Raw genomic sequence first — 24086 nt, 5'->3', positions numbered from 1 at the left:
CGTCCGCGCTCCTAGACGTCCACGGACCGGGCGATCTCGTCGAGGTCGACCACACTCGCGACGTCGGTGACCGGGTGCACCCCGGGTGCGCGCACGGTGATCCGGTAGTCCTGGGCGGTCAGCCCGTCGAGGCTGGTCTGCTGCCAGCCGTCTGCGGTCGACACCAGCGGGTGTTCCCGGCTCGGACCGCCGGCCATCGGCTCGACCGTCGCGAGAAGCCGAGCGCCCCCGGCGCCGGTGCGCGCCCGGATCACCAGCGGCTCGGCGGTCGTGACGTCGTCGACTTCCAGCGCGACCGATTCGTTCACCGCCGGAAACACGTTCGGAGGCGCGAGTGTCGCGGTGTTCAGGATTCCGCCCACATGGTCGAGCACCGGGTCGTCGTTCTGGAGGGAGCCGTGCCGCTGGCTGAAGAAGGCCGCGTTCTTCCATCCCGTCATGAGTTCGTGCGGGGTGGACGACAACTTCGGCACGGTGCCGTCGCCGCCGCTCTCGTCGGGTCCGCGCACGGTCATCGTCTCGACCTTCGTCCCGGCGAGCCGGGCGGCCCACTTGGTGGGCTGGAAGTCGCCGATCACCGGCCGGATGTCGTAGCCCTCGTGTCCCGAATCCAGCCGCGCGTCGACGGCGTCGCGCAGACCTCGGTGCAGGCGCACCGCCGCACCCATCCGGCCGGCGTCGAGACCCGTCTCCGACCAGTCGAGCTTCTCGTCGTCGAGCGCGAGCCACGACCCGTCGTCGCCCGCCATGCACCGATACGACGGCAGCAACTGGTAGGCGGACGTGAACGACCGGATCAGCGCACTGAGGTCGACGGTGAACGGGCCCCAGCCCTTGCGGAACCCGTTGACGAGGAAGTCGAGTGCATTGACCGAACCCGAGTACGGGGTGCCGAAGGTGACGAGGGTGCGGGTATCACGCCACCCGTCCAGGAATTCGAGGAACAATCGAGCGACGATTCCGCCCATGGAGTGGCACACCAGCACGAGCTTCGCGTCCGCGTTCCCCGACTTCTCGCGCCACCGCGTCAGCCAGTCATGGGTCCGTCGGGCCAGGGCGCGGGCCGCCACCCGGTTGTCGCGCCGCCAGTCGTAGGGGAACTCGAAATAGTTGTCACCGGGAACCACCCCGAATCGGCGGACGACGTCGTCGCGGAATTTCGTGTACCCGTCGATCTTCCAGTCCAGCCCGGGAACGAAGTGGAAGTCCGGGACCAGGCGGGTGGCCACGACGCCGTCTCCGAGGTCGTCGACGTCCGGATCGTCGCCGTCGAGCTTCAGGCGTTTGATGTTCCCGCCCAGCGACAGCACGCCCGCCAGCGCCACGCCCGGTGTCGGTGCCCATACGTCCTTGCCGTCACGGGCGAGGACCGACCCGCCGATGCCGGGCAACAACACGACTACGTCTTTCATGGCGGCCTCCGGGATCGAACGCCCAGGAGAGGGCGGCTTCGAATCCCAGTCTTCTCTCACCCGCCGCAATACACACGAGTAGCGGACCACTCGGTTTGCAATTTTTTCGTCGGGCCGCGGGGCTCAGCTCTGCGCGAAGTTGAGGTAGGCCTTCGACGGCGTCGGGCCGCGCTGGCCCTGGTACTTGGAGCCGACGGCGGAGCTGCCGTACGGGTGTTCCGCTGCGCTCGACAGCCGCAGCAGGCACAGCTGGCCGATCTTCATGCCCGGCCACAGGGTGATGGGCAGGTTCGCGACGTTGGAGAGCTCCAGGGTGATGTGCCCGTTGAAGCCGGGGTCGATGAACCCGGCCGTGGAGTGCGTCAACAGTCCGAGGCGGCCGAGCGAGGACTTGCCCTCGAGGCGTCCCGCCAGGTCGTCGGGCAGCGAACACACCTCCAGAGTGGAGCCGAGAACGAACTCACCCGGATGCAGGACGAACGGCTCCCCCTCGGCCGGCTCGACCAGCGTCGTCAGCTCGTCCTGCCGCTGAGCTGGGTCGATGTGCGTATAGCGGGTGTTGTTGAACACCCGGAACAGGCTGTCGAGGCGCACATCCACGCTCGAGGGCTGGACCATCGAATCGTCGAACGGGTCGATGCCCAGACGTCCAGCGGAAATTTCGGCACGGAGATCGCGATCGGAGAGGAGCACAGGTAGAGGTTAACGGGTGTGGATGGCCATCGAGAGCAGCAGTTCGGTGCAGGTGTCCACGAGCTCCTCCTCGGGGAGGGTCACGGTGCCGTTCAACCACGCCGTCAGGGTCTGCGCCAGACCGCCGACCATGAAGTGCGCGGCCAGGTCGAGGCGCGGGCTCTCGGCCACCTCGTAATACCCCACCGTCTGCTTCGTGACCAGGCCCGCGAACAGCCGCGAACTGTCGAGGCGGCGCTGCGCCAGCACCGCGCTCGACTGCGCTACCGAGAACATGAGACGGCCCTGACGCGGATCCTCGGCGACCTCCCGCACGATGTTGCGGACGCCGGCTCGCACGATGTCGCGTTCACCCGGCCCGGCGTTCGACACGGCGTCCAGGGTGCTGGTGGCGATCCGGTCGACCACGTGGTCGTAGACGGCGACGGTGAGCGCGTCGCGGTCGGTGAAGCTCTCGTAGAAATAGCGGGTGGCGAGTCCGGCCTGCTTGCAGACTCCGCGCACGGTCAGGGCGTGGTCGCCGTCCGCGCTGCCCAGCAGGTCGAGTCCCGCCTCGATGAGCTGACCGCGCCGTTCCGATTTCCGCTGGTCACGCTCCTGGCCGCCATAGACGCGCCCACCGTCGCTCGTCGAGTGTCCGACGTTCGCGTTCACCGGTGCGGTAGCCATGCGGACCATCTTTCCACCGGACTCTGGACGGCGGACATATATGTGAGTACGGTCGTGTTCAGATAGCGAATCCGCGGTGGGGAGAGGGAACACAAATGTCGACGTCACTCGAAGTACCGGACCGTCTCGATCAGGTCATGGACGGTGCCGGACTACTGGCAGGCGCCGCGAACATCATCATGCAGCTCGCCCATCCCGGGGTCGGGTACGGCGTATACGAGAGCAAGGTCGAGAGCGGCCAGCTGTTCAGGCATCCGATCAAGCGGACCCGCACCACGCTGACCTACCTCGTGGTGGCGGCCCGCGGCACCGACGAGGAGAAGGCGGCCTTCCGCAAGGGCGTCAACCGCGCCCACGCCAAGGTGCGCTCCACCCCCGACAGTCCCGTGCAATACAACGCGTTCGACCCCGAACTGCAGCTGTGGGTGGCCGCCTGCATCTACCGCGGATTCGAGGACGTCAACCGCGCCCTGCACGGCGACCTCTCCCCCGCCGCCGCCGAGTTCTTCTACAAAGAAGGTGCCACGTTCGGCACCACCCTCCAGGTACCCCCGGACATGTGGCCCGAAGACCGCGTCGCATTCGATGAGTACTGGAACAAAGCCCTCGACAAGGTGTCGATCGACGACACCATCCGCGAACACGTCCTCTCCATCGCACAACTCGAATTCCTGCCCGCCATCGTCTCCCGCCTGTTCGGCCGGCTCAACATGTTCTTCACCAACGGCTTCCTGCCCCAGCAGTTCCGCGACGAAATGCACCTGACATGGACCGACAAGGATCAGCAGCGCTTCGACCGGACCCTGCGCACCATCGGCACCGTCAGCAGGCGCATCCCCGTCCCCATCCGGGAGTTCCCCTACAACCTGCTCATGTTCGATCTGCGACGCCGAATGAAGGCGGGCAAACCCCTCGTATGACACACCGCGAGTGTGCCCGGGTAGTCCGGATCACCATCTGATAATGTTTCCGCCGCAGGGTGTTGGGCCTGCCTACGGGCGCCCAATATCGTGCGCGCCGATGTAGTTCAATGGCAGAACATCAGCTTCCCAAGCTGAATACGCGGGTTCGATTCCCGTCATCGGCTCCACCCACGGGGTGTGCACCCAATAGGCCGTGTTGGGTTCACCTATTAGACCCGGGATCCGATTCGGACCCTTATTTCTGCGCATTCGACGCTGCGCCGCCCGCTTCTTCGGTCGGTGTGCAAGACGTTCGAGCTGTGAGAGCAGCAAATCTGGCGAACCCGTGCCCGATAATGGGTCATTTTCGGTGGGTGGTCGAGGTCGACTACCGGGATCCGTGGATTCCGTTGCCGGGGCGGGGTAGCTATCTGCCCGGTCCCGTGGCAGCCAGAGATGTTGCGTGTCGCGTGGCGGAGTGGGTGCTGCGACGCCGCCGTCGTCGGAGTCGGCGTTCGGGTTCCGGTTCGCCGAGGAACCGCCCCCAGGAATCGAGAACCTCGCGCCGGGTCGCCCAGTCGTGCAGATTGAGGATGTTCAGGGCGGCGAGGGTGAAGCCGGCGAGCAGGGTGTAACGGCGGATCCCGAAGCCCCGGAAGTAGCCGCGGTGCACACCAAGCCGGTTCTTCTTCAGGTCGGCGAACAGGCTCTCGATCCCGACCCTGCGGTGATAGGACGCCTCCCAGGCCAGGGTGCCGTGCTGGAACGGCATCCGCAGGTCCGGGTAATCGGCGTCGGACAGGGTGATGGTGCGCCCGCACCCGCACGGTGTTCCCAATGTGCAGGAGGTGGCCGGGACGCTGTGCGGTGCGCGCATCGACACGGGATTGTTCGGGCAACGCACCCGGGCCGGAGGAACGGCCGGCCCGCGGTAGCGGCGCGCCCCGTCAGGTTGGCGGGCACCGTGTGGGACGAAGGCGTAGGCCTGGCGGGCCTGGTGCCGGCGGTCGAGTCGCCCGCGCACGCCGACGTCCATCTTGGTGTCGATCGGCTCGATGTCGTGCAGCCCCGCAGGAAGACTCGTCGGGTAGAGGACGCCGTCGATCCAGAGGGTGTCGCTACCGTCGGGTCCGGGGTGTGTGCCGCGTTGTTTCGGGTGCAGGTCGTAGATGGTGGTGTAGCCGAGTTGCCAGACCGGCAACGCGAACGTGTCGTTGGTGACGTAGTTGTAGGCGCGGTCGGCGATGAGCTGTCGCGGCTTGCCGATCGTGTCACCGAGCGCGTGAACGGCGGGCAGGCCACCGATGCCCTTGTGCGACCCGGCCGGTGAGAGGTTCATCGCCCGGGCCACGTGCACCACCGGGCCACGGCCGGGCACGGATGGCACATCGGTGATCACATGCAGGTCATAACCGCAGAAGAAGATCGTTTCCTCGAACTCACTGCTGCGCCAGCCCATCCGCGCGTCCATGTCGACCGTGTAGATGTACCGGCCATCCGCCCCGACCGGGGCGTCCGGGAGGTGGTGATCGCGCCGGCGGGCATGCGGATGGGCCGGATCCGGCGGCGCGAGCGGATGATCCGGCGGCGGAGGCGAGTCGGGGTCGGCGTCGACGAGCGGTTTGCGGTGCCGCACCCGCCCCCACGTCGAGAGGTCGGTCGAATCCAGAGCCACGGTCCCGGTCGGCAGGTGACACCACAACGTGGCATCGAGCAGGGCTTGGGCGACGGCGCGCTCGTCCCACTCCGGATGGCGCGGCGACCGGCATGCCTTCATCAACCGCCGCAGCGCGTCGTTGACGCTCTTGTAGCTGATCTCGATGTGTGCGGGCAGTCCCACCTGGCGGCGTTGCGAGTTCGACCATCCCCGCACGACCTCGGCGACCTTCGTCTGGTGCATCGGCAACCCCAGCATCGGTGTCAGCAGGTACGCGGCGAGGAACGCATCAGCGGTGAAGACCCGGTGCGCGCCGCGGTGGTGATCGAACACCTCCCGCACGAACTCCCGCGCCGCACAGTGCTCGATCACCGCGACCACCCGCTTGAACTGCCATGGTTCGGTCCGATGCACGGCGGTGGACACCTCATGCAGACGACGAACCCTGCCCTTCGCGCTCACCAGGGCACCGCCTCGGCGATCGCGTCCAACTCGGCGATGCTCCACCGCGCACGCGTGCCCTGGGTGTCGAGAGCGAGAAGGTTGTTCAGCTTGCAGGTCGCGGTCAGCCCGGACAGCCTCATGAAGATCGGTAGCGGAACGGCCTGCACCATCGCGACCTCCCACGTCAACCGCAGCCGGGACGACGTCACCGGCTTCACTCCACGCGGGGCCTCGCACTGCGCGAGCAGATCGCTCACGAACTCGACCCGCGGCACCGGATCCCGGAACAAGTGCCCACGGCTCGCTCGCTCCGCGGACGCCAGCACCGCCTCGCGGTACGCCGGGCGCACCGGTACGTCCCGCCGCTTCGCGCCACGAACCTCGATGATGACGTGCTCGCCGCGGACCTGCACATCCGGGACGCCGACGTTGAGCATCTCGGTGCCGCGCAACCCGGCCCCGACACCGAGAGCCACCGCAGCAGCGAGCCCCCGCCTGCGGACCGCACTCGCTTGCCGCGGCGCCCACCACAGCAACTGCGCCACTTGAGCCGCCGTATACGGCGCGACCGTCCGCGGATACCGCAACGCTTCCCGCTGCGGTTCCCAGGGCGCCCGCCTGGTGATCCGCCGCGACAACGTCGTCAGCGTGGCACGTCGTGTGGACCGTGAGGCGGCCGCCAATCCTGGTGCCGTCATCGCGTACCGGTTCACCGTCGCGGGATGGAAGACCTGCTCGACGTCGAGCGGCAGTCCCTGTTCTCGCGCCAACGCCACGATCGACGCCACCTCCGAGATCCGGGTCGCGGTGACCTTCGCGATCTGGCTCGGTATGAACCCGCGCCGAACGACGTCACGCACGAACGGTGCGATCGCCTCCCACTGCTGCGCCGGCATCCGCGGGGTGTACAGCTCGATGATCTGCTCCGATGTCCGCGGCGCCATCACTGCTGCCCTCCCGCCAACCGCCGCCACCCGGGCGAACCGACCTCCGGGACAGGAAGATACGGAACAAGATCCGAAAACGCCTTCCCGCTCACGATCCCGGCGGCCGCGAAGATCTCCGCCACCCCACAATCGGACAACACACCGGTCAGCCAGGTCGACCGCAACCGCGCGACCGTCAACCGCGGCAACCCGGCCGGGTACTCGAACGAGGCGAGCAACGCCGCCGCCTGATCCCGGCCGGCACGATGCGAGGCCACCAGCGGCCCGGTCCCCGCCCCCGCGAGGACCCCCTTCAGCCTCTCCACCCACCCGGCCCGCACCGAAACCACCCGGCGTGCCGACACCGATCCGAGTGCCACCGCGACCACGCCGCCGACCTCGACCACATCGGCCCGGGTGACCGCGAACAACTCGCCCGAGCGGGCCCCTGCGCCCACCGTCAACGCCAGGACCGCGGTCATCGCCTGCACCCGGAACGGCCCGTTCTGCGCCATCGCGGCCGCCCAATACGCCTCGACCTGCTCGTGCGTGTACGGCGCGGACAAGCCCTGCCGGGCTCCTTGTTCGCCGGGTGCCGGCCACGGCGCCCGGCGCGTCACCGCCCGCGCCACCCTGCGCAGCCGCGAGATCTCCGTCAACCGCGAGGTCGGCGCCAGCTCCCGCATCCCGGTCACCCGATACCGTTCGAGCACCTCCGGGGTCAGCACCGTCTCCCGGTCGAGGTCGTACCCCACATCGATTGCCCACACCGCGAACCGCGACAGCGCCTTCAACGCGTTCGCCGCCTGACTGTGCAACCTGGGCCCGGACAATTCGACGGTCTCGCGCACCCACGGCGCCACCACCGACCACGCGGCGGGATCGACCGATCGTGGTTCAAAACACCGGATACGCGCCGCGATGCCATCGGCGTCATCAGTTCGCCGCTTGTAGGCCGTCATCAGTGATCACCGTTCCCCATCCAACAGGTGACTTCCAATAAGCCCGTCGCCGATCAAAGCGCAAGGGAGTATCGTCATGAGTGTCTACTCCTCATGAATCACATGGGGTCAGCTGCACCACAGCTGACGAATTCGAAAGACACCGAGCGTCATTCGGTGTCTTTCGGTGCGTTCAAAGGTAGTTGAGCGGATCACCTCCAGTCGGAGCACGCAGATATGAAGTTTTTGCTCCCCTATCCAGCGTGTGAGGCAGATCCGATACCTTCACGCTAACCCAGCGGCGGCACCCAGAAAAGCCCTGACCAGCGGCGACATGCGCACCTCGAAGTAACATCCCCACCCGGAACCCGAGTAGCGTGAACAGCACACGGGGGCTGACCGAGGAGAGGCGAAATGGTCGACACAGGCACCGGACCCGACACGGCAGCGCGCACCCTCATCACCGAATTGCGGTCACTCCTGGGCGCGAAACTCGTTGCATACCTGGCCGAAGCGCCCGACACCGCCACCGTCCACGGATGGGTGGACGGCACCACCCCACTGCCCGACCACGCCATCCTCGACCGACTCCAGGTCGCCCTCGACGCCGCACGACGAATCGGCGCGCGCGACACCCCCGCCGTCATCCAAACCTGGTTCCAAGGACGAAACTCCGCACTCGACAGCCAACCACCCGCACAGCTACTCCGCGAAGCGAACCTCCACACCGTGCGCGACACCATGCTCGCTGCCGCAACCGAATTCGCCACGCACAGCTCCTGAGCAATACAAGTCACCAAAAACAAGAACGCACCCGACCCACCGAGACCAGACGGCATACCCGACGGCGGGGTCGTGAGCTAGTCGCGCACACCACGTGTGCGCACCCCGGCGCCGACCCACCAGTGCGAAACTGTGATCTCGACTGCTGCGACTTCAGGCAGGCACTCAGTGGCCCGCGTCGAACATTTGGCGAAATATGTTGCTATCCAAACGTTCCCAAAGTTCTGATAACGGATATTATGTAAACTCGCGTTTCTGCATCAGATTCCTCATTCCCCAGTGCCCTTGTCGTTTCCTCAGTTCATGGAGGGGGTGAAGGAGGTTCGGCAGATCGATTCCACCACCACCCAACATTGCCGGGCAGAGCAGGGAATTCAACGCCGCGACATGTCGAAGTAATTCGCACTCCAAACACCCCCACCGCAACGCACTGTCAAGGAGTTCATCGAAGGGGGTGAGCATGATCTCGCGCCGGGCCGCGCGGGGCCCGAGGAGGTGGGTTCGATCATTCGTCCTCGGTCCACGCGCGACGGGTGACGGCCCTCGGCCGAAGGGGCCAGCGGTCGAGGGTCTCGCCGCCTGCGGACTGCCGTCGAGCCGCGGTTCCCGGGGAACGGTTTCCCGGGCAGTCCGCTGTATTTCGCCGGGCATTGAATTATGGTGACCTCACGTTGGACTCCCGTGACACAACCCATCCTATGAACTTTTCAGAACAATTGGCTCGTGAAACCGCCGTCGACGGTCAAGGCACTCCCGGTGATCATCGAAGCTTGGTCCGAAGTGAGGAAAAGAGCCGCATCTGCGATATTCTCTGGGGATATCAACCGCCCCTGCTTCTGGTCGATTACCTGAGCGAAACCGCCAGGGGCGAGGCCCATGGTGGACTCCCAAACTGGGACTTCAGAGTCAACGAGCGGAGTATCAACGTAGCCGGGCACCAGGGCGTTGACTCGGACGTTCTGTGCTCTGAGTTCACCTGCAGCTGTTGCGGTGAGGTTACGAACTGCAGCTTTCGACGCCCCGTAAGCCGCCGCGAGAGGTGTGCCCCCGGTCCCCGAAATGGACGAGAGGGTGAGGATCGATCCACCACCGGAATTCGCGATAGCCGCCGCGCTGTGCTTGATGGTCAGGAAGACACCGTCAAGGTTCACTGACATGGTGGATCGCCAAACATCGAGCGGCGTCTCCGCGATCGGATGCGATGCGCTGATGATCCCAGCGTTGGCGACCACGTGATGCAAAGCCCCATGCTCTTCGACAGTCCGTTCTATCAGCGCAGAAACGTCCTGCTCGCGGGTCACATCAGCCGGGATTGCGCTCGCGCCGGGGATGCGGGAAACAACTGCCTCGGCGGCTCCGCGGTCTCGATCGGAGACGACAACCCGAGCGCCTTCCTTCGCGAACCGGGCGGCGATCACAGCGCCGATTCCGCCGCCCGATCCAGTGACGATCACGACCTTACCTTCGAGTGATGCAGGCATGGCCACCTTCCTTTCCATTAGACGATGTACTGAGCCAGTTCGAGTTCCGCGGGATGAGAGGACCGACAAGGCCCGGGGCACAGCGCCGCCCCGGGATCCTCAGTCACGAGGCAGCGACGTCGTACGGGACGGGTCGGTTCTCCTTGGCCCAGAGCTTCTCCATGTCCGACTCCGGCGGCGGCGGCACGAGACCCTGCGTGCGCCAGAGGTCCATGGGGGTCTCATCGATGTGGATCTCCCAGTCGTAGCCGCGCTCCTTGATGAAGGGCGCGAGCTTCTCCTCGGCCACTGTCATCATCAGTGCGCGAACCTCTGCGGTCTCCATCTGCCGGGCGATGTGATCGAGTCGGATCCGGACGAAGTTGTTGTTCGCCTTTCCCCCGACATACATCGTCTCCTTCGGCATGTCCTTGAACAGGACGACCACGTAGAACCGTGGCAGGTTGACGTAGTCCACGTAGATTGACGTGATCGCCTCGGACAGCTGCTCCTTGTCCTCGGGGGTGAAGGCATTCTCGGGGGTGAAGATCTCCCAGTACGGCATGGCGGTTCCTCCTCATTGGATTGGTGCGGCGGGACTTGTGCCGCGATAGCGATTGCTTCTGTCGGACGGTCCGAATGGGCTCATCAAACTGAGGTCTGATGTTGCCCGCACGAAGGTCTTGATGGACCCGTAGTCGCGGACGGGTCCTACGCCAGGGCGCGCACAAAGTGCTCGCACGCAGCCTTAGACGACGCCTCGAACGCGGCACCGGTATACACGTCGAAGTGGCCACAAGGCAGCACGAGCAACTGCTTGGGCTGCAGGGCCCGTTCGTAGGCCTCGAAGGCAAGTTCTGCGTACGCACTGATGTCTTGGTCAGCCACGATCATCAGTAGTGGGGTCGGTGAGATCCGGTGGATTCCATCGCCGGGCTCGAACTCGACGATCCGCTCGAGCGAACCGAGGGTCACCTCGTTGCGCCAGGACGGAGCCCTGTCCTGCGCGGTTTTGGTGAAGAACTCCCAGGATTCGACGCTGGACATCAGCGCGGGAGCCAACGGATCGGCGTCCACGGCCGGCATGAGCGTGGGCTCCCCGCCGTCGTAGATGTTGCGTCGTTCGCCGTCCAACTGGGCGCGCACCGTTGGCAGGAAGTCGGGACGAACGAGCCGCGTCATCTGGCCGGACCCACTGATGAACGGGACCTGAGCGACAACGGCCCGCACCCGACGATCGACGGCGGCCACGCTCAGCACGAGGCCGCCGCCATGGCTGGATCCCCAGATGCCGACACGGCCGGGGTCGACGTCCTCGCGGCCAGTCGCATACGTGATGGCGTGGCGAAGGTCGCGGGCCTGGGTGATCGAATCGATGTGCTGACGCGGAGCGCCGTCGCTCGCGCCGAAGTTTCGGTGGTCGTACACCAGAACGTTCAGTCCCGCTTGGGAAAAGGACTCGGCGTAGTCGTCGAGATACATTTCCTTGACGGCGGACAGTCCATGGACCATCACCACCAGTGGGCCCTTGGAATCGGCCCCTTCTGCGGGATAGAACCATCCGCGCAAAGTGACATTGTCCGCTGAGAATTCAATATCCTCACGTGGCATGAGCGATCCTTCCGAAATTTGTACGCTTGTTGAAGAAGGTAGTGACGTGGAACACACCATTGAAGGGATGCTTGCGCCCACTCCGAGGACACGTCCGCCACGTTCGGTTTGCCGCTACCCCGGCCGCGAAATCCATCGATATCCGCTTCGGGACTGGGCCGGCCGTCGAGACGCACCCGGTTCGGCCCGCCTGTTTCACGGCGCGACGTACGACTCGACCGTGGTGCCGTTGCGCGGTGAGCGAGTGGCACAATGTCTCGCGGCCACCACGCGGTATCGAGTGGCGGTGCCCAGCCGAGCGCCTAGAACTGCACCCATCGCCGCGATGGGCCGGGGCAGGAGGGTCCCGCGTCGAGGCTCGAGGCTCGCTGTTCTGCGAGTCCCGAGCTGCGGCGTCGTTCGCTGGCGTGGGGTCCAGCCTGGGAAGTTACGGCCGGATTTCCGCCGCGGTCGAACCTGAGTCTCGAAGCTGGATCGCGTTCATGGCCGAGAACTGCAAGGTCCAGAGGTTTCCATGCCCCGGGTACTTCGCCGACATGATGCGGACCAGGTCCTCCGCATCGCTTGCAACCTCGTAGGCAGCCGCGAAGTCCTGGATGTAGGAACGTGTTTCGGCGATCATGGCATCGACGGCGTGGTCGTCGCCGTCGGGCCTGCGGTGGCCGGCGACGATCACCTTGGGTGCCAGCTTCTCCACCAGATCCACGGTCTCGAGCCAGTCTTGCCATTCCTCGGGCGTCGACAGGCCGAGCATCGGGTGGATCTCGTTGTAGATGGAGTCACCGGCAACGACGACATCGATCTCCGGGATGTGCACGATTGTCGTGGGATGGATGTCGGCCTGCTTCACCTCGACGATGTTGAGAGGCGAGCCGTCAACATAGAGCGTCCGGTCGTCGATCGGGTCGGGGAGCGCATCACTGACGACGCAGGCGTCGCCGAACAGCATCGCCCACTGCTGTTGCTGCAGTTCCATGGATTCCTTCATGGCCTCGACCACGTGGGGCAGCGCAACGCACTTCGCGTCCGGGAACCGCTCCTTGAGGGGACCGATGCCCAGGTAGTGATCGGCATGGGCGTGCGTCACGTAGATCGTCGTGAGTTGCTTCCCGGTGCGCTCGATCAGGTCCCCCAGGTCCCGGACGTCATCCTTGAGATACTGCGCATCGATGAGCACAGCTTCGGTCGGACCGGTGATCAACGTCGCAGTGGTCGGCGAGAACGTGCCGCGGGGAACATCAGGCCAGTCTCCCGCGGGGATCTCGGGCCAGCGACCGACGTACACGGTCGCTCGGATCGGCGGGGCGGCTGCGGCGGGCGGGCGGATGTCGGTATTCATGAAGAACCTCCAGAATGAGAGTGATTGGTCAGTGGCATCGGGTGGGCCTGCGGCCCACCGCAGTTAGATCAACGGTATGAGCGCGCCGTTTCCGGGACATAGGTCGGCCGTGCCGGACACCGGTACACAGCCGCCACGATTCGCTCGGCGTGACGAACCGGCCGCCATGGCCAAGTAGGTCGTCTCCCTTGGTCATCAGCCATGCACCGGTGAGTTCGCAGCACGGGTGGCTGCGTAGCGGGCAAAGGTTTCCAGCAGGGACGGGTCGTCGATCGACCGTGCTTCGGCGACCGCGGCGACGTCGTTGCCTTGCAGGATGCGCTTGACCGGAACCTCAAGCTTCTTGCCTGTCCGGGTGTGCGGGATCGCCCTGACGACGATCACGTCGTCCGGCACGACTCGGGGTGAGACCGCCTCGCGGATCCGCCCGATGATGCGCTCGCGGAGCGCGTCATCGAGCTCGGCGTGCTCGGACAGTGCGACGAACAGCGGCATCCAGTACTCACCGTTCTGCTGCTCCGCCCCGATGACGAGGGCTTCCTCTACCTCCGGGAGTTCTTCGACGACGCGATAGATGTCGGCGGTACCGAACCGGATCCCGTTACGGTTCAGCGTGGAATCAGATCGTCCGTGGACGATCACGGTGTTGCGCTCGGTGATGGTGACCCAGTCACCATGCCGCCAGACCCCGGGGTAGCTCTCGAAATAGGTCTCTCGGTAGCGGGCCCCGTCGCCGTCGTTCCAGAATCGGGTCGGCATGGACGGCATCGGCTGTGTCACCACCAACTCGCCCACGGCATCGCGCAGGCTGCGGCCGTCGGCGTCCCACGAGTCAAGGGCCACGCCCAGGTATGGGGCCGAGATCTCCCCGGCCCGCACCGGCAGGATCGGCACGAAGCCCGCGAACCCGCTGGCGACATCGGTTCCCCCTGTCACCGAGGCGAGCGGCACATCGCGGCCGACGTGATCGGCAACCCAGAAGTGCAACTCGGGAGCGACCACGGAGCCGGTGGCCCCGATCGTCCTCAGCCGAGACAGATCGTGGTCGGTGCCGGGTGACCGGCCGGCCCGGGCGCAGGCCTGGAGGTATGCCGGGCTCGTGCCCAGCACGGTGACCTCGTGTCGGGCTGTGAGAGCCCATAGCGCGTCGTCGGTCGGGTACGACGGACTTCCGTCGTAGCAGACGATCGTCGCGCCGACGAGGAGGCCGCTCACGAGGGAGTTCCAGACCATCCAGCTCGGCGAGGTGTACCACAGGTACGTGTCGGAAGGCCCTAGGTCGAGATGGAGGGCCAGGGCTTTGAGGTGCTCGAGCACGACTCCACCGTGGCCGTGAACAAACCCCTTCGGCTTCCCGGTCGTCCCCGAGGAGAACAGTACCCAGAGGGGGTGGTCGAACCGCACGTGCGCGGGAGTCATGGCCGGCCCACCCCCGGTGACTGCCTCGACCCAGGGCGTGGTGCCTGCGGGAACACTCGCCCCAGAGTGAAGTCGATCGACGACGAGCACCTCACGCAGCGTCGGCATCCCGGCCTGCAGGGCTGGCAGGGCCGCGAGGCGGTCGACCTCGCGTCCGCCGAAGCGGTAACCGTCGGCCGTGACGAGGACCACCGGCGCGAGCTGTCCGAGGCGGTCGACAACCGCTTCGGGTTGATAGTCCTGTCCGCAGCACGACCAGGTCGCTCCAACGCTCGCGGTGGCGAGGAAGGCGATGACCGCCTCGGCAACGTTGGGGAGGTATCCGACCACACAGTCGCCCTCGCCGACGCCCCGGGCGCGCAGCCAGTTCGCCAGCGCGGTGACCTGGCAGGCGAGTTCGGTCCAGGAAACCGTCCGCGGCCCGGGCCCGCCAGGTTCGGAATCGTCGATGATCGCTGGGCGGGACGACGTGGCGTGGCTCAGCACCATGTCCACATAATTCAGCCGCCTGCCGGGAAACCATTCGGCGAAGGGCATCTCCCGGGTTGGCAGCACCGGGCCAACGCCGGTCATGGTCACCCCGAAGTAGTCCTTCATCGACGCCCAGAACTCCTCCGGACTGGTCACCGACCAGTCCCACAAGGACTGGTAGGAGGTGGCCTCGAATCGGCCCGTCGCCTGCAGCCAGTCGATGAAGTCACTGATCCGGGCGTCGGCGATCCGTTCTGCCGAGGGCGACCAGGCGACGTCCCCGGGTCCGATCGAACTCACCTCCACGGTCGCGTCCATTCCGAAATCCATATCTGCACCCTTCTTCACGCGTTACTAGTCAGAACGGGCATCAGCAGCCGTGGCTTTCCCGATACTCGCTCGGCGAGACCCCGAAGCAGCGGTGGAACTCCCGGCGAAGGTGGCTGGGGTCGTAGAAGCACCACCGGTGAGCGATCGTCGCGATGGTCATGTCGGAGTTCACCAGCTCCTCGCGGACCGCGGCCATACGCCGTGCCCGCACGAGAGCGGTCATGGTGTCCCCGGTCAGCGAGAAGGCCCGGTGGATGGTTCGTGTCGAGACGTTATGGGCGGCCGCAAGATCCTCGATACGGATCGGACCGCTACGAAGATTGCGGGTGATCCAGTTGTCAATCTGCGCGCGCAAAGCAGCCAAGGCCGATCGACCTGTGACAGAGCCGCTCTCTGCGCGGATGATGCCGACAGTCAGTGCCACCAGCGCCCGGCGGGCCGCCTCGATCTCCGAGGGATGCATGGCTGGTAGCCGGCTCCAGACCTGGTCAATGGTCGTAAACAGGACGCCAACCAGCGGCCGGTCCTGCTCGAGCACGACACAGCCAGGAATGTTCGCGTCGCAACCAGCTGCCAGCAGCGCGGCCCGCGGCAGGGTCAGCGTGCGTTTCCTGACCCGCTCCGGCACCGAGAAGCCGTCACCGTCGTAACCGCCGGTCGCCACGACCACTGTCCCGTTCACCGGCGCGGCATCCGTGCCCGCAAAGGAAAGTCGCTCGTCGCCCCAGTCACCTGCCACGACCACGACGACATCGCGCTCAGCGGCACGATCTTTACCCAGCGACAGCACGCTTTGCAGGGGCGGGCAGTCCCAGTCCGCGAGCTGGAGGTCGCCGACGTCTCGCGAACGCACGCGAGTGGCATTGCCCCGCCTCTTGCGGTGTTGCACCGTCATGGGCCCCGAGACATCGCGGACCGCAGTCTCCCAGCGGGCCCCAGGCCCGGCCGCCTCGACGTCAAGGACATCGATTTCGGTGGCTATGGTCGCGGTCATCGGGGCCTCCCAAAGCAGTGGACTAGGTTTGATGTGCCTGTACAGCCTGCCTGTGGACCACCCCGGGGGACATTGTGTGAATGACGTATCCCATTACCTATTCGCGCTCCGGCCCGACCGCTCCCGGTCGGGCCGGAGCGTTAGTCTGGTCGGACCATGGCTTCACGGTCGGCGAACCAGCCGGACAACCTGCCCGCGGATCTGACGAGTTTCGTAGGCCGTCGATCCGAGACCCAGACTGTCCGAAAGCTTCTCTCCGTCGACCGGCTCGTCACGTTGACCGGGGTAGGCGGGGTCGGCAAAACCCGCCTCGCACTGCGGGTTGCCCGTGATATCCGCCGCGCCTTCCCAGATGGGGTTTGCCTGGTCGAACTGGCATCTCTGAAGGACCCAGACCTGCTGCCGCACACGCTGATAGATGCACTCGGGATTCGCGAGCAGTCAGCCCCCGCCCCGTTGGTCCTCACCGACTACTTGCGCCCCCGGCACACCTTGATAGTCCTCGACAACTGCGAGCACATACTCGAGGCAGCCGCGGACCTGGTGGACCGGCTGCTCCGGGCGGCGCCGAAACTGCGGATCCTCGCCACGAGCCGACAAGCGCTGATGATCGCCGGTGAGCATGTGTACCCGGTTCCAACGCTCCCGGTGCCCGACGTCGATGTCCGTCTCGCTCCCGGCTCGGCGACGCAGTTCGCGGCTGTCGACCTGTTCGCCGCCCGGGGGGCTGCGGTCGTTCCCGGCTTCGAGATCACCCCCGACAATGAACAGGCGGTCATCCAGCTCTGCCAGCGACTGGAGGGGATCCCGTTGGCGATCGAACTGGCAGCGGTACGGTTGCGCGTGCTCACGGTGGAGGACCTCGCGCATCGGCTGGATAGTCGGTTCGAGCTGCTTCGCGAGGGCAGTCGTAACTTGCCGGAGCGGCATCAGACTCTTCAGGCCCTCATCGACTGGAGCTACGAGCTGTGTACTCCGGCGGAGCAGACCCTGTGGGCGCGCGCATCAGTGTTCGCTGGTGGGTTCGGTCTTGACGCGCTCGAGGCTGTCTGCGCGGACGAGTTGCTTGCCGAGGAGGTCATTCTCGACACGGTGGCCGGGCTGACCGACAAGTCGATCTTGACCCGAGGCGAGCACGGCGGGCGTGTCAGGTTCCGCATGTTGGAGACTATCCGGGAGTACGGCCAGGCCCGACTACGAGAGTCCGGCTCCGAAGCGAAGGTGCAGCGCAGGCACAGAGATTGGTACTGGCGGCTGATCGAGAAGGCTGCCGCGGAGTGGTTCGGTCCGGGACAGGAGGCCTGGGCGGCCCTGCTCCGTGTGGAGCATCCGAACGTGCGCTCGGCGCTCGAATTCTGCCTCGCGCGGCCAGACGAGGTGCGCGTCGGACTGCGGATGGCGGGCCTGCCCTGGTTCCTCTGGGCTGCGCTCGGCTTCATGACCGAAGGCCGCCTGTGGCTGGACCGGGCGTTGGCACTGGATCAAGAACCGAGTCTCGAGCGGGTTTGGGCGCTGGGCACCGCCGCTGACATCGCTGTCTTCCAGGGCGATGAGGCTGCTGCTACTGCACTGATCGACGCCGTCCACGATCTGGCGGGCCGACTGGGCGACCCACGGGGCCTGGCTTACGCAACCCATATGCTCGGCCTACGCGAACTGGGCACCGACCCGAGCGCTGCGATTCCACTGTTGGTTGAAGCGCTCGAGCGATATGGGTGCGCCGACGTACCCGCCGACTACCCCAACAGTGTGCGCCCTGCACTGACCATTGCCTACGTGCTGTCCGGCGAGCTGGACAGAGCCTCCGAAGTGGCCGAGGAGGTTTGCGCGCAATGTGAGCAGGTCGGCGAGCGTTGGCTCTTGTCCTACGCCATGTGGGCCAGGGGCTTCCTGAAGCTTCTCCAGGGCGAGCTCGAGCAGGCCGAAGCCGATCTGTGCGAGGCGCTCCAGCTCAAGCGGTTCACCCAGGACAACCTGGGCCTGGCGTTCATCCTGGACGCTCTCGCCTGGACCGCCGCGGCGAGCGGCGATTCCGAGCGGGCCGCCGTGCTCCTCGGCGCATCGGACCAGGCCTGGCAGACCATTGGCGTCCCACTGCTCGGGGCGAAACACCTGCTCGCGCGGCGCGAACAGTTCGAGAACATGGCTCGGCGGGCGATGGGCAACCCTGGCTTCGACACCGCGTTTGCGCGTGGAGGCCAGCTCACCGTCGAGGAGATGCTGACCTTCGCGCTCCGTGAGCACCGAGTCTCCCCCGTCGAGACCCGACAGGCCGACAGCTTGTTGACACCTCGAGAGCGCGAGGTCGCGGACCTGGTGGCGCAGGGAATGTCGAGCAAGGACGTGGCGGCCAAGCTGGTCATCTCCCGACGCACCGTCGACGTACACGTGGAGCACATCTTCGCCAAACTTGGGTTCAACTCCCGCACTCAGATCGCGACCTGGGTGGCACAACGGCGCGCGCCGGAATCGCCAAATCGGTGATAGCTGGGCGGCGACTGTCGCCGACACGGTGACCTCGCGATCTCGGAGCCGCGAGATCTAGGCGGACGCCGCGGCGGGCTGTTTTTCGGCGCAGGTCTCGCCCACTTCGGTGACGTTCTCGAATCCTGCAGTCCAGCAACACGTGTCAAGAAGGCTTGTCGAGGGGTTGCCGGTCGGCGCACCCGACCATTCGAAGGGCAAGTTCGACGTAGCGAGCCGCGATAATGCGTGGGTCGGAGTAGGCGCGGGAGGGGAACCACCTGCTGACATCGACGCCGAGGGACGTGATTGCCAGCGCGGCGGCCTCGATGTCGAAGGGATGAAAGTCGCCTGCCGTTGCGCCGGCTTCGATGATTCGCTTGAACACCTTCGTGGTGGACCTGCGGATGTCCGCAATGACTGCGAAGTGCTCGGGCGAGAGCGAGCGTAGTTCGTACTGCGCGACCCGGGCGCTGGCGCGGTTGTCGGCGTGCCAGATCACGTAGGCCGTCACGGTCGACGTCAGCCGGTCGGGCGCCGCGACGTCGGGGCAATCAGCGGCGGTGATGGCCGCCAGTACCGAATGATGGCCTTCGAGGCTGATGGCGTAGAGAAGGGATTCCTTGGTCTTGTAGTGCGGGTATACGGCTCCTGGGCTCATGTCGAGGCTGGCGGCGATCTCCCGGGTGGTGGTGGCGCCGTACCCCTTGGCGGCGAACACCTCGATGGCCGCGGCGCGTATCCGCGCAGCGGCTTTCGAGGTACCCAGCTCGCCGACCGCTGCGGTTAGCGATGCATCCATCACACTGTTGCCTCTCGATTGGCGGGGGTTGACAGGTCTCCGCCGACACCATCAGTATATGCAAGCGCATAGAAAATATGCGGTTGCATATTTTTTGGCTACATAGCTTTCCCATCACCGTCGCCAGACGACCCGCATCCAGGAGTTCCGCATGCCCGAGGCTGTCATCGTCTCCATCGCCCGTTCCCCGATCGGCCGCGCCATGAAGGGATCGCTCAAGGGCATGCGCCCCGACGACCTCGCCGCGCAGATGGTCCAGGCAGCGCTCGACAAGGTGCCCGCGCTCGATCCCACCGACATCAACGACCTCATCCTGGGCTGCGGCCTGCCCGGCGGCGAGCAGGGATTCAACATGGGCCGCAACGTCGCCGTGCAGTTGGGCTACGACTTCATCCCCGGCACCACCATCACCCGGTACTGTTCGTCGTCGCTGCAGACCACCCGCATGGCACTGCACGCGATCAAGGCCGGTGAGGGCGACGTCTTCATCTCCGCCGGCGTCGAGACCGTGTCCCGGTTCATCGCGGGCAACTCCGACTCGCTGCCCGACACCCAGAACCCGCTGTACGCCGACGCGCAGACCCGCACCGAGAAGCTGGCCCAGGGCGGCCAGCAGTGGGTCGACCCGCGCGAGGAAGGGCTGGTCCCCGACACCTACATCGCGATGGGCCAGACCGCCGAGAACGTCGCGCAGATCACCGGCATCACCCGCGAGGAGCAGGACCGGTGGGCGGTGCGCTCGCAGAACCGCGCCGAGGCGGCAATCAACGAGGGCTTCTTCGCCCGGGAGATCACCCCGGTGACCCTGCCCGACGGCACCGTCGTATCCACCGACGACGGCCCCCGCGCCGGCACCACCTATGAGGCCGTCAGCCAGCTCAAGCCGGTGTTCCGCCCGGACGGCACCGTCACCGCCGGCAACGCGTGCCCGCTCAACGACGGCGCCGCCGCCCTGGTGATCATGTCCGACACCAAGGCCAAGGAGCTGGGGTTGACCCCGCTCGCCCGGGTCGTGTCCACCGGGGTGTCCGGTCTGTCGCCGGAGATCATGGGTCTCGGCCCGATCGAGGCGTCCAAGCGGGCCCTGGCCATCGCGGGACTGGGCATCTCCGACATCGACCTCGTCGAGATCAACGAGGCGTTCGCGGTGCAGGTGATCGGGTCGGCGCGGGAACTGAACATCGACGAGGACAAGCTCAACGTCTCCGGCGGCGCCATCGCCCTCGGCCACCCGTTCGGCATGACCGGTGCCCGCATCACCGCGACCCTGCTCAACAACCTGACCACCCACGACAAGCAGTTCGGCCTCGAAACCATGTGCGTCGGCGGCGGTATGGGCATGGCCATGGTCCTCGAACGCCTCAGCTGAGAAGAAAGACAGGAAACCTCAATGGGCAACATCACGTACGACTTCACCGGCAAATCGGTCATCGTCACCGGCGCCGCCCGCGGCATCGGCCAAGCTCTGGCCCGCCACTTCGTCGAGGCCAAGGCGACCGTGTTCATGGTGGACTTCGACAAGGACGAACTCGACAAGGCCGCCCGCGAGGTCGGCGCCATCGGCATCCCCGCCGACGTCAGCGACACCGGTGACGTCGAGAACGTTGTCTCTACCGTGATCGCCGAGACCGGGCGGATCGACATTCTGATCAACAATGCCGGGATCCTGCGCGACAAGGTGCTGTGGAAGCTGACCGACGAGGACTGGGACCAGGTCCTCAATGTCCACGCGGGCGGCACGTTTCGGTTCACGAGGGCCTGTGTTCCGCATTTCCGGAGCCAGGAATTCGGGCGGGTCGTCAACATCACCTCCTACACCGGGCTGCACGGCAACCGTGGGCAGGCCAACTACGCCACCGCCAAGGCCGGGATCATCGGGTTCACCAAGACCGCCGCGAAGGAGCTCGCTGCTTTCGGGGTCACCGTGAATGCGATCTCCCCGAACGCCGCGACCCGGATGACCGCCTCCATTCCGAAGGAGAAGATCGCCGAGGTCACCGGTCCGATCTCGCGGTTCGCCGACCCCGCCGAGATGGCCGACGCCATCGCCTTTCTCGCCTCCGAGGAAGCCGGCTACATCACCGGAGTCGTCCTCCCGGTCGACGGCGGCATCTCCATCTGAGCGCGCCCACCTTGTGAACGGAACCGATTCTCATGACTGATGTACTTTCTCGCCGCGATCTCGATTTCCTGCTCTACGAGTGGCTCGACGTGGTCGCACTGACCTCGCGTAAACGCTTCGCCGAACATTCGAAGGACACCTTCGACGCGGTGCTCGACCTCAGTGCGGACCTCGCGCACAAGCATTTCGCCACCCATAACAAGAAGGCGGACGCGCACGAGCCGACCATGCGCCCGGACGGCACCGTCGAGATGATTTCGGAGGTCAAGACGGCGCTCGACGCCTACGCGGCGGCCGGTTTGATCGCCGGGTCATTCGACGAGAGCGTCGGCGGGATGCAGTTGCCCACCACGGTGGCGCGGGCGGCGATGGCCTGGTTTCAGGCGGCTAACGCCAGCACCTCGTCCTATCCGTTCCTGACGATCGCCAACGCGAATTTGCTCGCCGAGTACGGCACCGAGCAGCAGATCGACGAGTACGTCCGTCCGATGCTCGAGGGCCGCTGGTTCGGCACCATGTGCCTGTCCGAGCCGCAGGCCGGATCCTCGCTGGCGGACATCACCACCCGCGCGGTGCCGCAGGACGACGGCAGCTACCGGGTCACCGGAACGAAGATGTGGATTTCCGGTGGCGACCACGAACTCACCGAGAACATTGTGCACCTGGTGCTGGCGAAGACCCCGGGTGGCGGCCCGGGTGTCAAGGGCATTTCGCTGTTCATCGTCCCGAAATACCTTCCCGGCGCCGACGGTGCCGCCGGCGAGCGCAACGACGTCACCTTGGTGGGCCTCAACCACAAGATGGGCAACCGCGGCACCACTAACACCCTGCTCGCGTTCGGCGACGGCACCCACACCCCCGGTGGGAAATCGGGTGCTGTCGGTTTCCTGGTCGGCGAGGAACACCGCGGCCTGTCCTACATGTTCCACATGATGAACGAGGCCCGGATCGGTGTCGGGTTCCTCGCGATCGCCCTCGGATACGTGGGATACCGCAAGTCGCTCGACTACGCGACGGTGCGGACCCAGGGCCGCCCTCTCGGCGCCAAGGACCCCTCCTCGCCGCCGGTGCCGATCATCGATCACGCCGATGTCCGCCGCATGCTGTTGGCCCAGAAGTCCTACGTCGAGGGCGCGCTCGCGCTCGGCCTCTACTGCTCACGGTTGGTGGACGAACACGACACGGCCGACGATGCGGCCACCGGCGACCAGGCGACGTTGCTCCTGGACGTGCTGACCCCGATCGCGAAGAGCTGGCCGTCGCAGTGGTGCCTCGAGGCGAACAGCCTCGCGATTCAGGTGCACGGCGGTTACGGCTACACCCGCGACTACGACGTCGAACAGTACTACCGCGACAACCGATTGAATCCGATCCACGAGGGCACGCACGGGATCCAGGGGCTGGATCTGCTGGGCCGCAAGGTCACCATGCACGACGGTGCCGGACTCTCACTGCTCGGATCGAAGATCGCTGCCACCGTCGCGCGGGCTCGGTCTCTCGGTGGCGACGCCACCGGTTACGCCGACGCCCTCGACACCGTCTGGAACCGGGTCGTCGACATCACCGCCGCCTTGTGGGCGTCCGGTGACGCGGCGGCCGCGCTGGCGAACTCGTCGGTCTATTTGGAAGCCTTCGGGCACACGGTCATCGCGTGGATGTGGCTCGAACAGCTCATCGCCACCGAGGGTAAGAGGGGTGACTTCTACGACGGAAAGCGGATGGCCGCCCGCTACTTCTACACCCACGAGTTGCCCAAGGTCGGCCCGCAACTCGATCTGTTGGCCAGCGGAGACCGGACCACTCTCGACATGAACCCCAGCTGGTTCTGAACCCCAGGAGACATCACACATGAGTGTGCTCGACAAATTCCGCCTCGACGGCCGCGTCGCCATCGTCACCGGCGCCTCGTCCGGTCTCGGCGTGGCCTTCGCTCAGGCCCTCGCCGAGGCCGGCGCGGACATCGTCCTCGCGGCGCGTCGCGTCGACAAACTGGGCGACACAGCCGCACTGGTCCGTGCCACCGGCCGACGGGCCCTGCCCGTAGCTACCGACATCGCTGATCCGGATCAGTGCACCGCTCTGGTCGACGCAGCAATGACCGAGTTCGGCCGCGTCGACGTTCTCGTCAACAACGCCGGAATCGCCACCGCCCACCCCGCCACCCGCGAAACCCCCGACCAGTTTCGCTCGGTGATCGATATCAACCTGGGCGGCTCCTACTGGACCGCCCAGGCGTGCGGGAAGGTCATGCAACCCGGCAGTTCCATCGTCAACATTTCCAGCGTCCTCGGGCTCACCACCGCCGGTCTGCCCCAGGCCGCCTACAGCGCCAGCAAAGCCGCAATCATCGGTCTGACCCGAGACCTCGCCCAACAATGGGGCACCCGCAAGGGAATTCGCGTCAACGCACTCGCCCCGGGCTTCTTCGCCTCCGAGATGACCGACCAATATCACGACGGCTACCTCGACAGCCTCGCGTCACGGATGGTGCTCGGGCGCACCGGCGATGCCACCGAACTCGCCGCCACCCTCATCTGGCTCGCCTCCGACGCCGCCGGCTACGTCACCGGACAAACACTCGCCGTCGATGGCGGCATGACCATCACCTGACCGCACCACACCCCGCAAGCCCATCGCGTCGAAAGTAA

Annotated in this window: 20 protein-coding genes and 1 tRNA gene; 8 read left to right on the top strand and 13 right to left on the bottom strand. The window is 66.0% G+C overall.

The window, feature by feature from the left end; all coding sequences use genetic code 11:
• Positions 1-11: 11 nt before the first annotated feature.
• The 3 genes from QM841_RS20810 to QM841_RS20800 all read right to left on the bottom strand — a co-directional run bounded on the left by QM841_RS20810 (position 12) and on the right by QM841_RS20800 (position 2783).
• The gene (locus QM841_RS20810; protein ID WP_283333401.1) at positions 12-1412 is read right to left on the bottom strand and encodes a lipase/acyltransferase domain-containing protein; all 1401 of its coding nucleotides are present in this window, start codon (positions 1410-1412) and stop codon (positions 12-14) included.
• 123 nt (positions 1413-1535) lie between these two features.
• Entirely contained in the window at positions 1536-2105 is a 570-nt protein-coding gene (gene dcd, locus QM841_RS20805; protein ID WP_005238072.1) for a dCTP deaminase, read from the bottom strand.
• A 9-nt stretch (positions 2106-2114) separates the two neighbouring features.
• On the bottom strand, positions 2115-2783 hold the full coding sequence (locus QM841_RS20800; protein WP_283333400.1) for a TetR/AcrR family transcriptional regulator: 669 nt from the start codon (positions 2781-2783) through the stop codon (positions 2115-2117).
• A gap of 86 nt (positions 2784-2869) precedes the next feature.
• Between QM841_RS20800 and QM841_RS20795 the strand changes: the two genes are divergently transcribed.
• On the top strand, positions 2870-3694 hold the full coding sequence (locus QM841_RS20795) for an oxygenase MpaB family protein (protein ID WP_283333399.1): 825 nt from the start codon (positions 2870-2872) through the stop codon (positions 3692-3694).
• 96 nt (positions 3695-3790) lie between these two features.
• Positions 3791-3864, top strand: a tRNA-Gly gene (locus tag QM841_RS20790).
• Between the two features lie 239 nt (positions 3865-4103).
• Here QM841_RS20790 and QM841_RS20785 read toward each other — a convergent pair.
• From QM841_RS20785 to QM841_RS20775, 3 genes are read right to left on the bottom strand one after another with little or no spacing between them, the layout of a single operon-like run.
• The gene (locus tag QM841_RS20785) at positions 4104-5747 is read right to left on the bottom strand and encodes a hypothetical protein (protein ID WP_283333398.1); all 1644 of its coding nucleotides are present in this window, start codon (positions 5745-5747) and stop codon (positions 4104-4106) included.
• 44 nt (positions 5748-5791) lie between these two features.
• Positions 5792-6721, bottom strand: coding sequence for a hypothetical protein (locus tag QM841_RS20780; RefSeq protein WP_283333397.1), 930 nt, complete (start codon positions 6719-6721; stop codon positions 5792-5794).
• Entirely contained in the window at positions 6721-7665 is a 945-nt protein-coding gene (locus tag QM841_RS20775) for a hypothetical protein (RefSeq protein ID WP_283333396.1), read from the bottom strand. The genes QM841_RS20780 and QM841_RS20775 overlap by 1 nt, the downstream gene beginning before the upstream one ends.
• Positions 7666-8058: 393 nt before the next feature.
• Here QM841_RS20775 and QM841_RS20770 point away from each other — a divergent pair, with 393 nt between their 5' ends.
• Entirely contained in the window at positions 8059-8427 is a 369-nt protein-coding gene (locus QM841_RS20770; protein WP_283333395.1) for a hypothetical protein, read from the top strand.
• Positions 8428-9134: 707 nt separating this feature from the next.
• Here the strand turns inward: QM841_RS20770 and QM841_RS20765 are convergent.
• The 6 genes from QM841_RS20765 to QM841_RS20740 all read right to left on the bottom strand — a co-directional run bounded on the left by QM841_RS20765 (position 9135) and on the right by QM841_RS20740 (position 16051).
• Positions 9135-9908 (bottom strand): SDR family oxidoreductase, encoded by a 774-nt coding sequence (locus tag QM841_RS20765; protein WP_283333394.1) that lies wholly within the window; start codon positions 9906-9908, stop codon positions 9135-9137.
• Positions 9909-10011: 103 nt separating this feature from the next.
• Complete coding sequence (locus QM841_RS20760; RefSeq protein ID WP_120661785.1) at positions 10012-10452, bottom strand: tautomerase family protein; 441 nt, start codon at positions 10450-10452, stop codon at positions 10012-10014.
• Between the two features lie 146 nt (positions 10453-10598).
• The gene (locus QM841_RS20755) at positions 10599-11498 is read right to left on the bottom strand and encodes an alpha/beta hydrolase (protein WP_164065032.1); all 900 of its coding nucleotides are present in this window, start codon (positions 11496-11498) and stop codon (positions 10599-10601) included.
• A gap of 427 nt (positions 11499-11925) precedes the next feature.
• On the bottom strand, positions 11926-12837 hold the full coding sequence (locus QM841_RS20750; protein WP_283333393.1) for an MBL fold metallo-hydrolase: 912 nt from the start codon (positions 12835-12837) through the stop codon (positions 11926-11928).
• A 195-nt stretch (positions 12838-13032) separates the two neighbouring features.
• Positions 13033-15057, bottom strand: coding sequence for an acetoacetate--CoA ligase (locus QM841_RS20745; protein WP_283333392.1), 2025 nt, complete (start codon positions 15055-15057; stop codon positions 13033-13035).
• A 40-nt stretch (positions 15058-15097) separates the two neighbouring features.
• A complete protein-coding gene (locus QM841_RS20740) occupies positions 15098-16051 on the bottom strand; it encodes an AraC family transcriptional regulator (RefSeq protein ID WP_283333391.1) in 954 nt (317 codons plus the stop codon).
• Between the two features lie 543 nt (positions 16052-16594).
• On the opposite strand from QM841_RS20740, the gene QM841_RS20735 reads away from it, so the two are divergent.
• A complete protein-coding gene (locus tag QM841_RS20735; protein ID WP_283333390.1) occupies positions 16595-18535 on the top strand; it encodes an ATP-binding protein in 1941 nt (646 codons plus the stop codon).
• A gap of 145 nt (positions 18536-18680) precedes the next feature.
• On the opposite strand, the gene QM841_RS20730 is transcribed toward QM841_RS20735, so the two are convergent.
• Entirely contained in the window at positions 18681-19316 is a 636-nt protein-coding gene (locus QM841_RS20730; protein WP_283333389.1) for a TetR/AcrR family transcriptional regulator, read from the bottom strand.
• Between the two features lie 151 nt (positions 19317-19467).
• Here QM841_RS20730 and QM841_RS20725 point away from each other — a divergent pair, with 151 nt between their 5' ends.
• From QM841_RS20725 to QM841_RS20710, 4 genes are read left to right on the top strand one after another with little or no spacing between them, the layout of a single operon-like run.
• Positions 19468-20685, top strand: a complete 1218-nt coding sequence (locus tag QM841_RS20725) for an acetyl-CoA C-acetyltransferase (protein WP_283333388.1) — start codon at positions 19468-19470, stop codon at positions 20683-20685.
• 21 nt (positions 20686-20706) lie between these two features.
• The gene (locus QM841_RS20720; protein ID WP_283333387.1) at positions 20707-21438 is read left to right on the top strand and encodes an SDR family NAD(P)-dependent oxidoreductase; all 732 of its coding nucleotides are present in this window, start codon (positions 20707-20709) and stop codon (positions 21436-21438) included.
• Between the two features lie 32 nt (positions 21439-21470).
• Positions 21471-23267 (top strand): acyl-CoA dehydrogenase, encoded by a 1797-nt coding sequence (locus QM841_RS20715; protein ID WP_283333386.1) that lies wholly within the window; start codon positions 21471-21473, stop codon positions 23265-23267.
• 19 nt (positions 23268-23286) lie between these two features.
• Positions 23287-24048: an SDR family NAD(P)-dependent oxidoreductase gene (locus QM841_RS20710; RefSeq protein WP_283333385.1), complete on the top strand. Its 762-nt coding sequence runs from the start codon at positions 23287-23289 to the stop codon at positions 24046-24048.
• Positions 24049-24086 lie beyond the last annotated feature (38 nt).

This window comes from Rhodococcus sp. IEGM 1307, assembly GCF_030056915.1.
GTDB lineage: Bacteria > Actinomycetota > Actinomycetes > Mycobacteriales > Mycobacteriaceae > Rhodococcus_F > Rhodococcus_F opacus_D.
The sequence above is the reverse complement of the archived record's forward strand: the minus strand, read 5'-3'. Positions and strand labels throughout refer to the sequence as shown.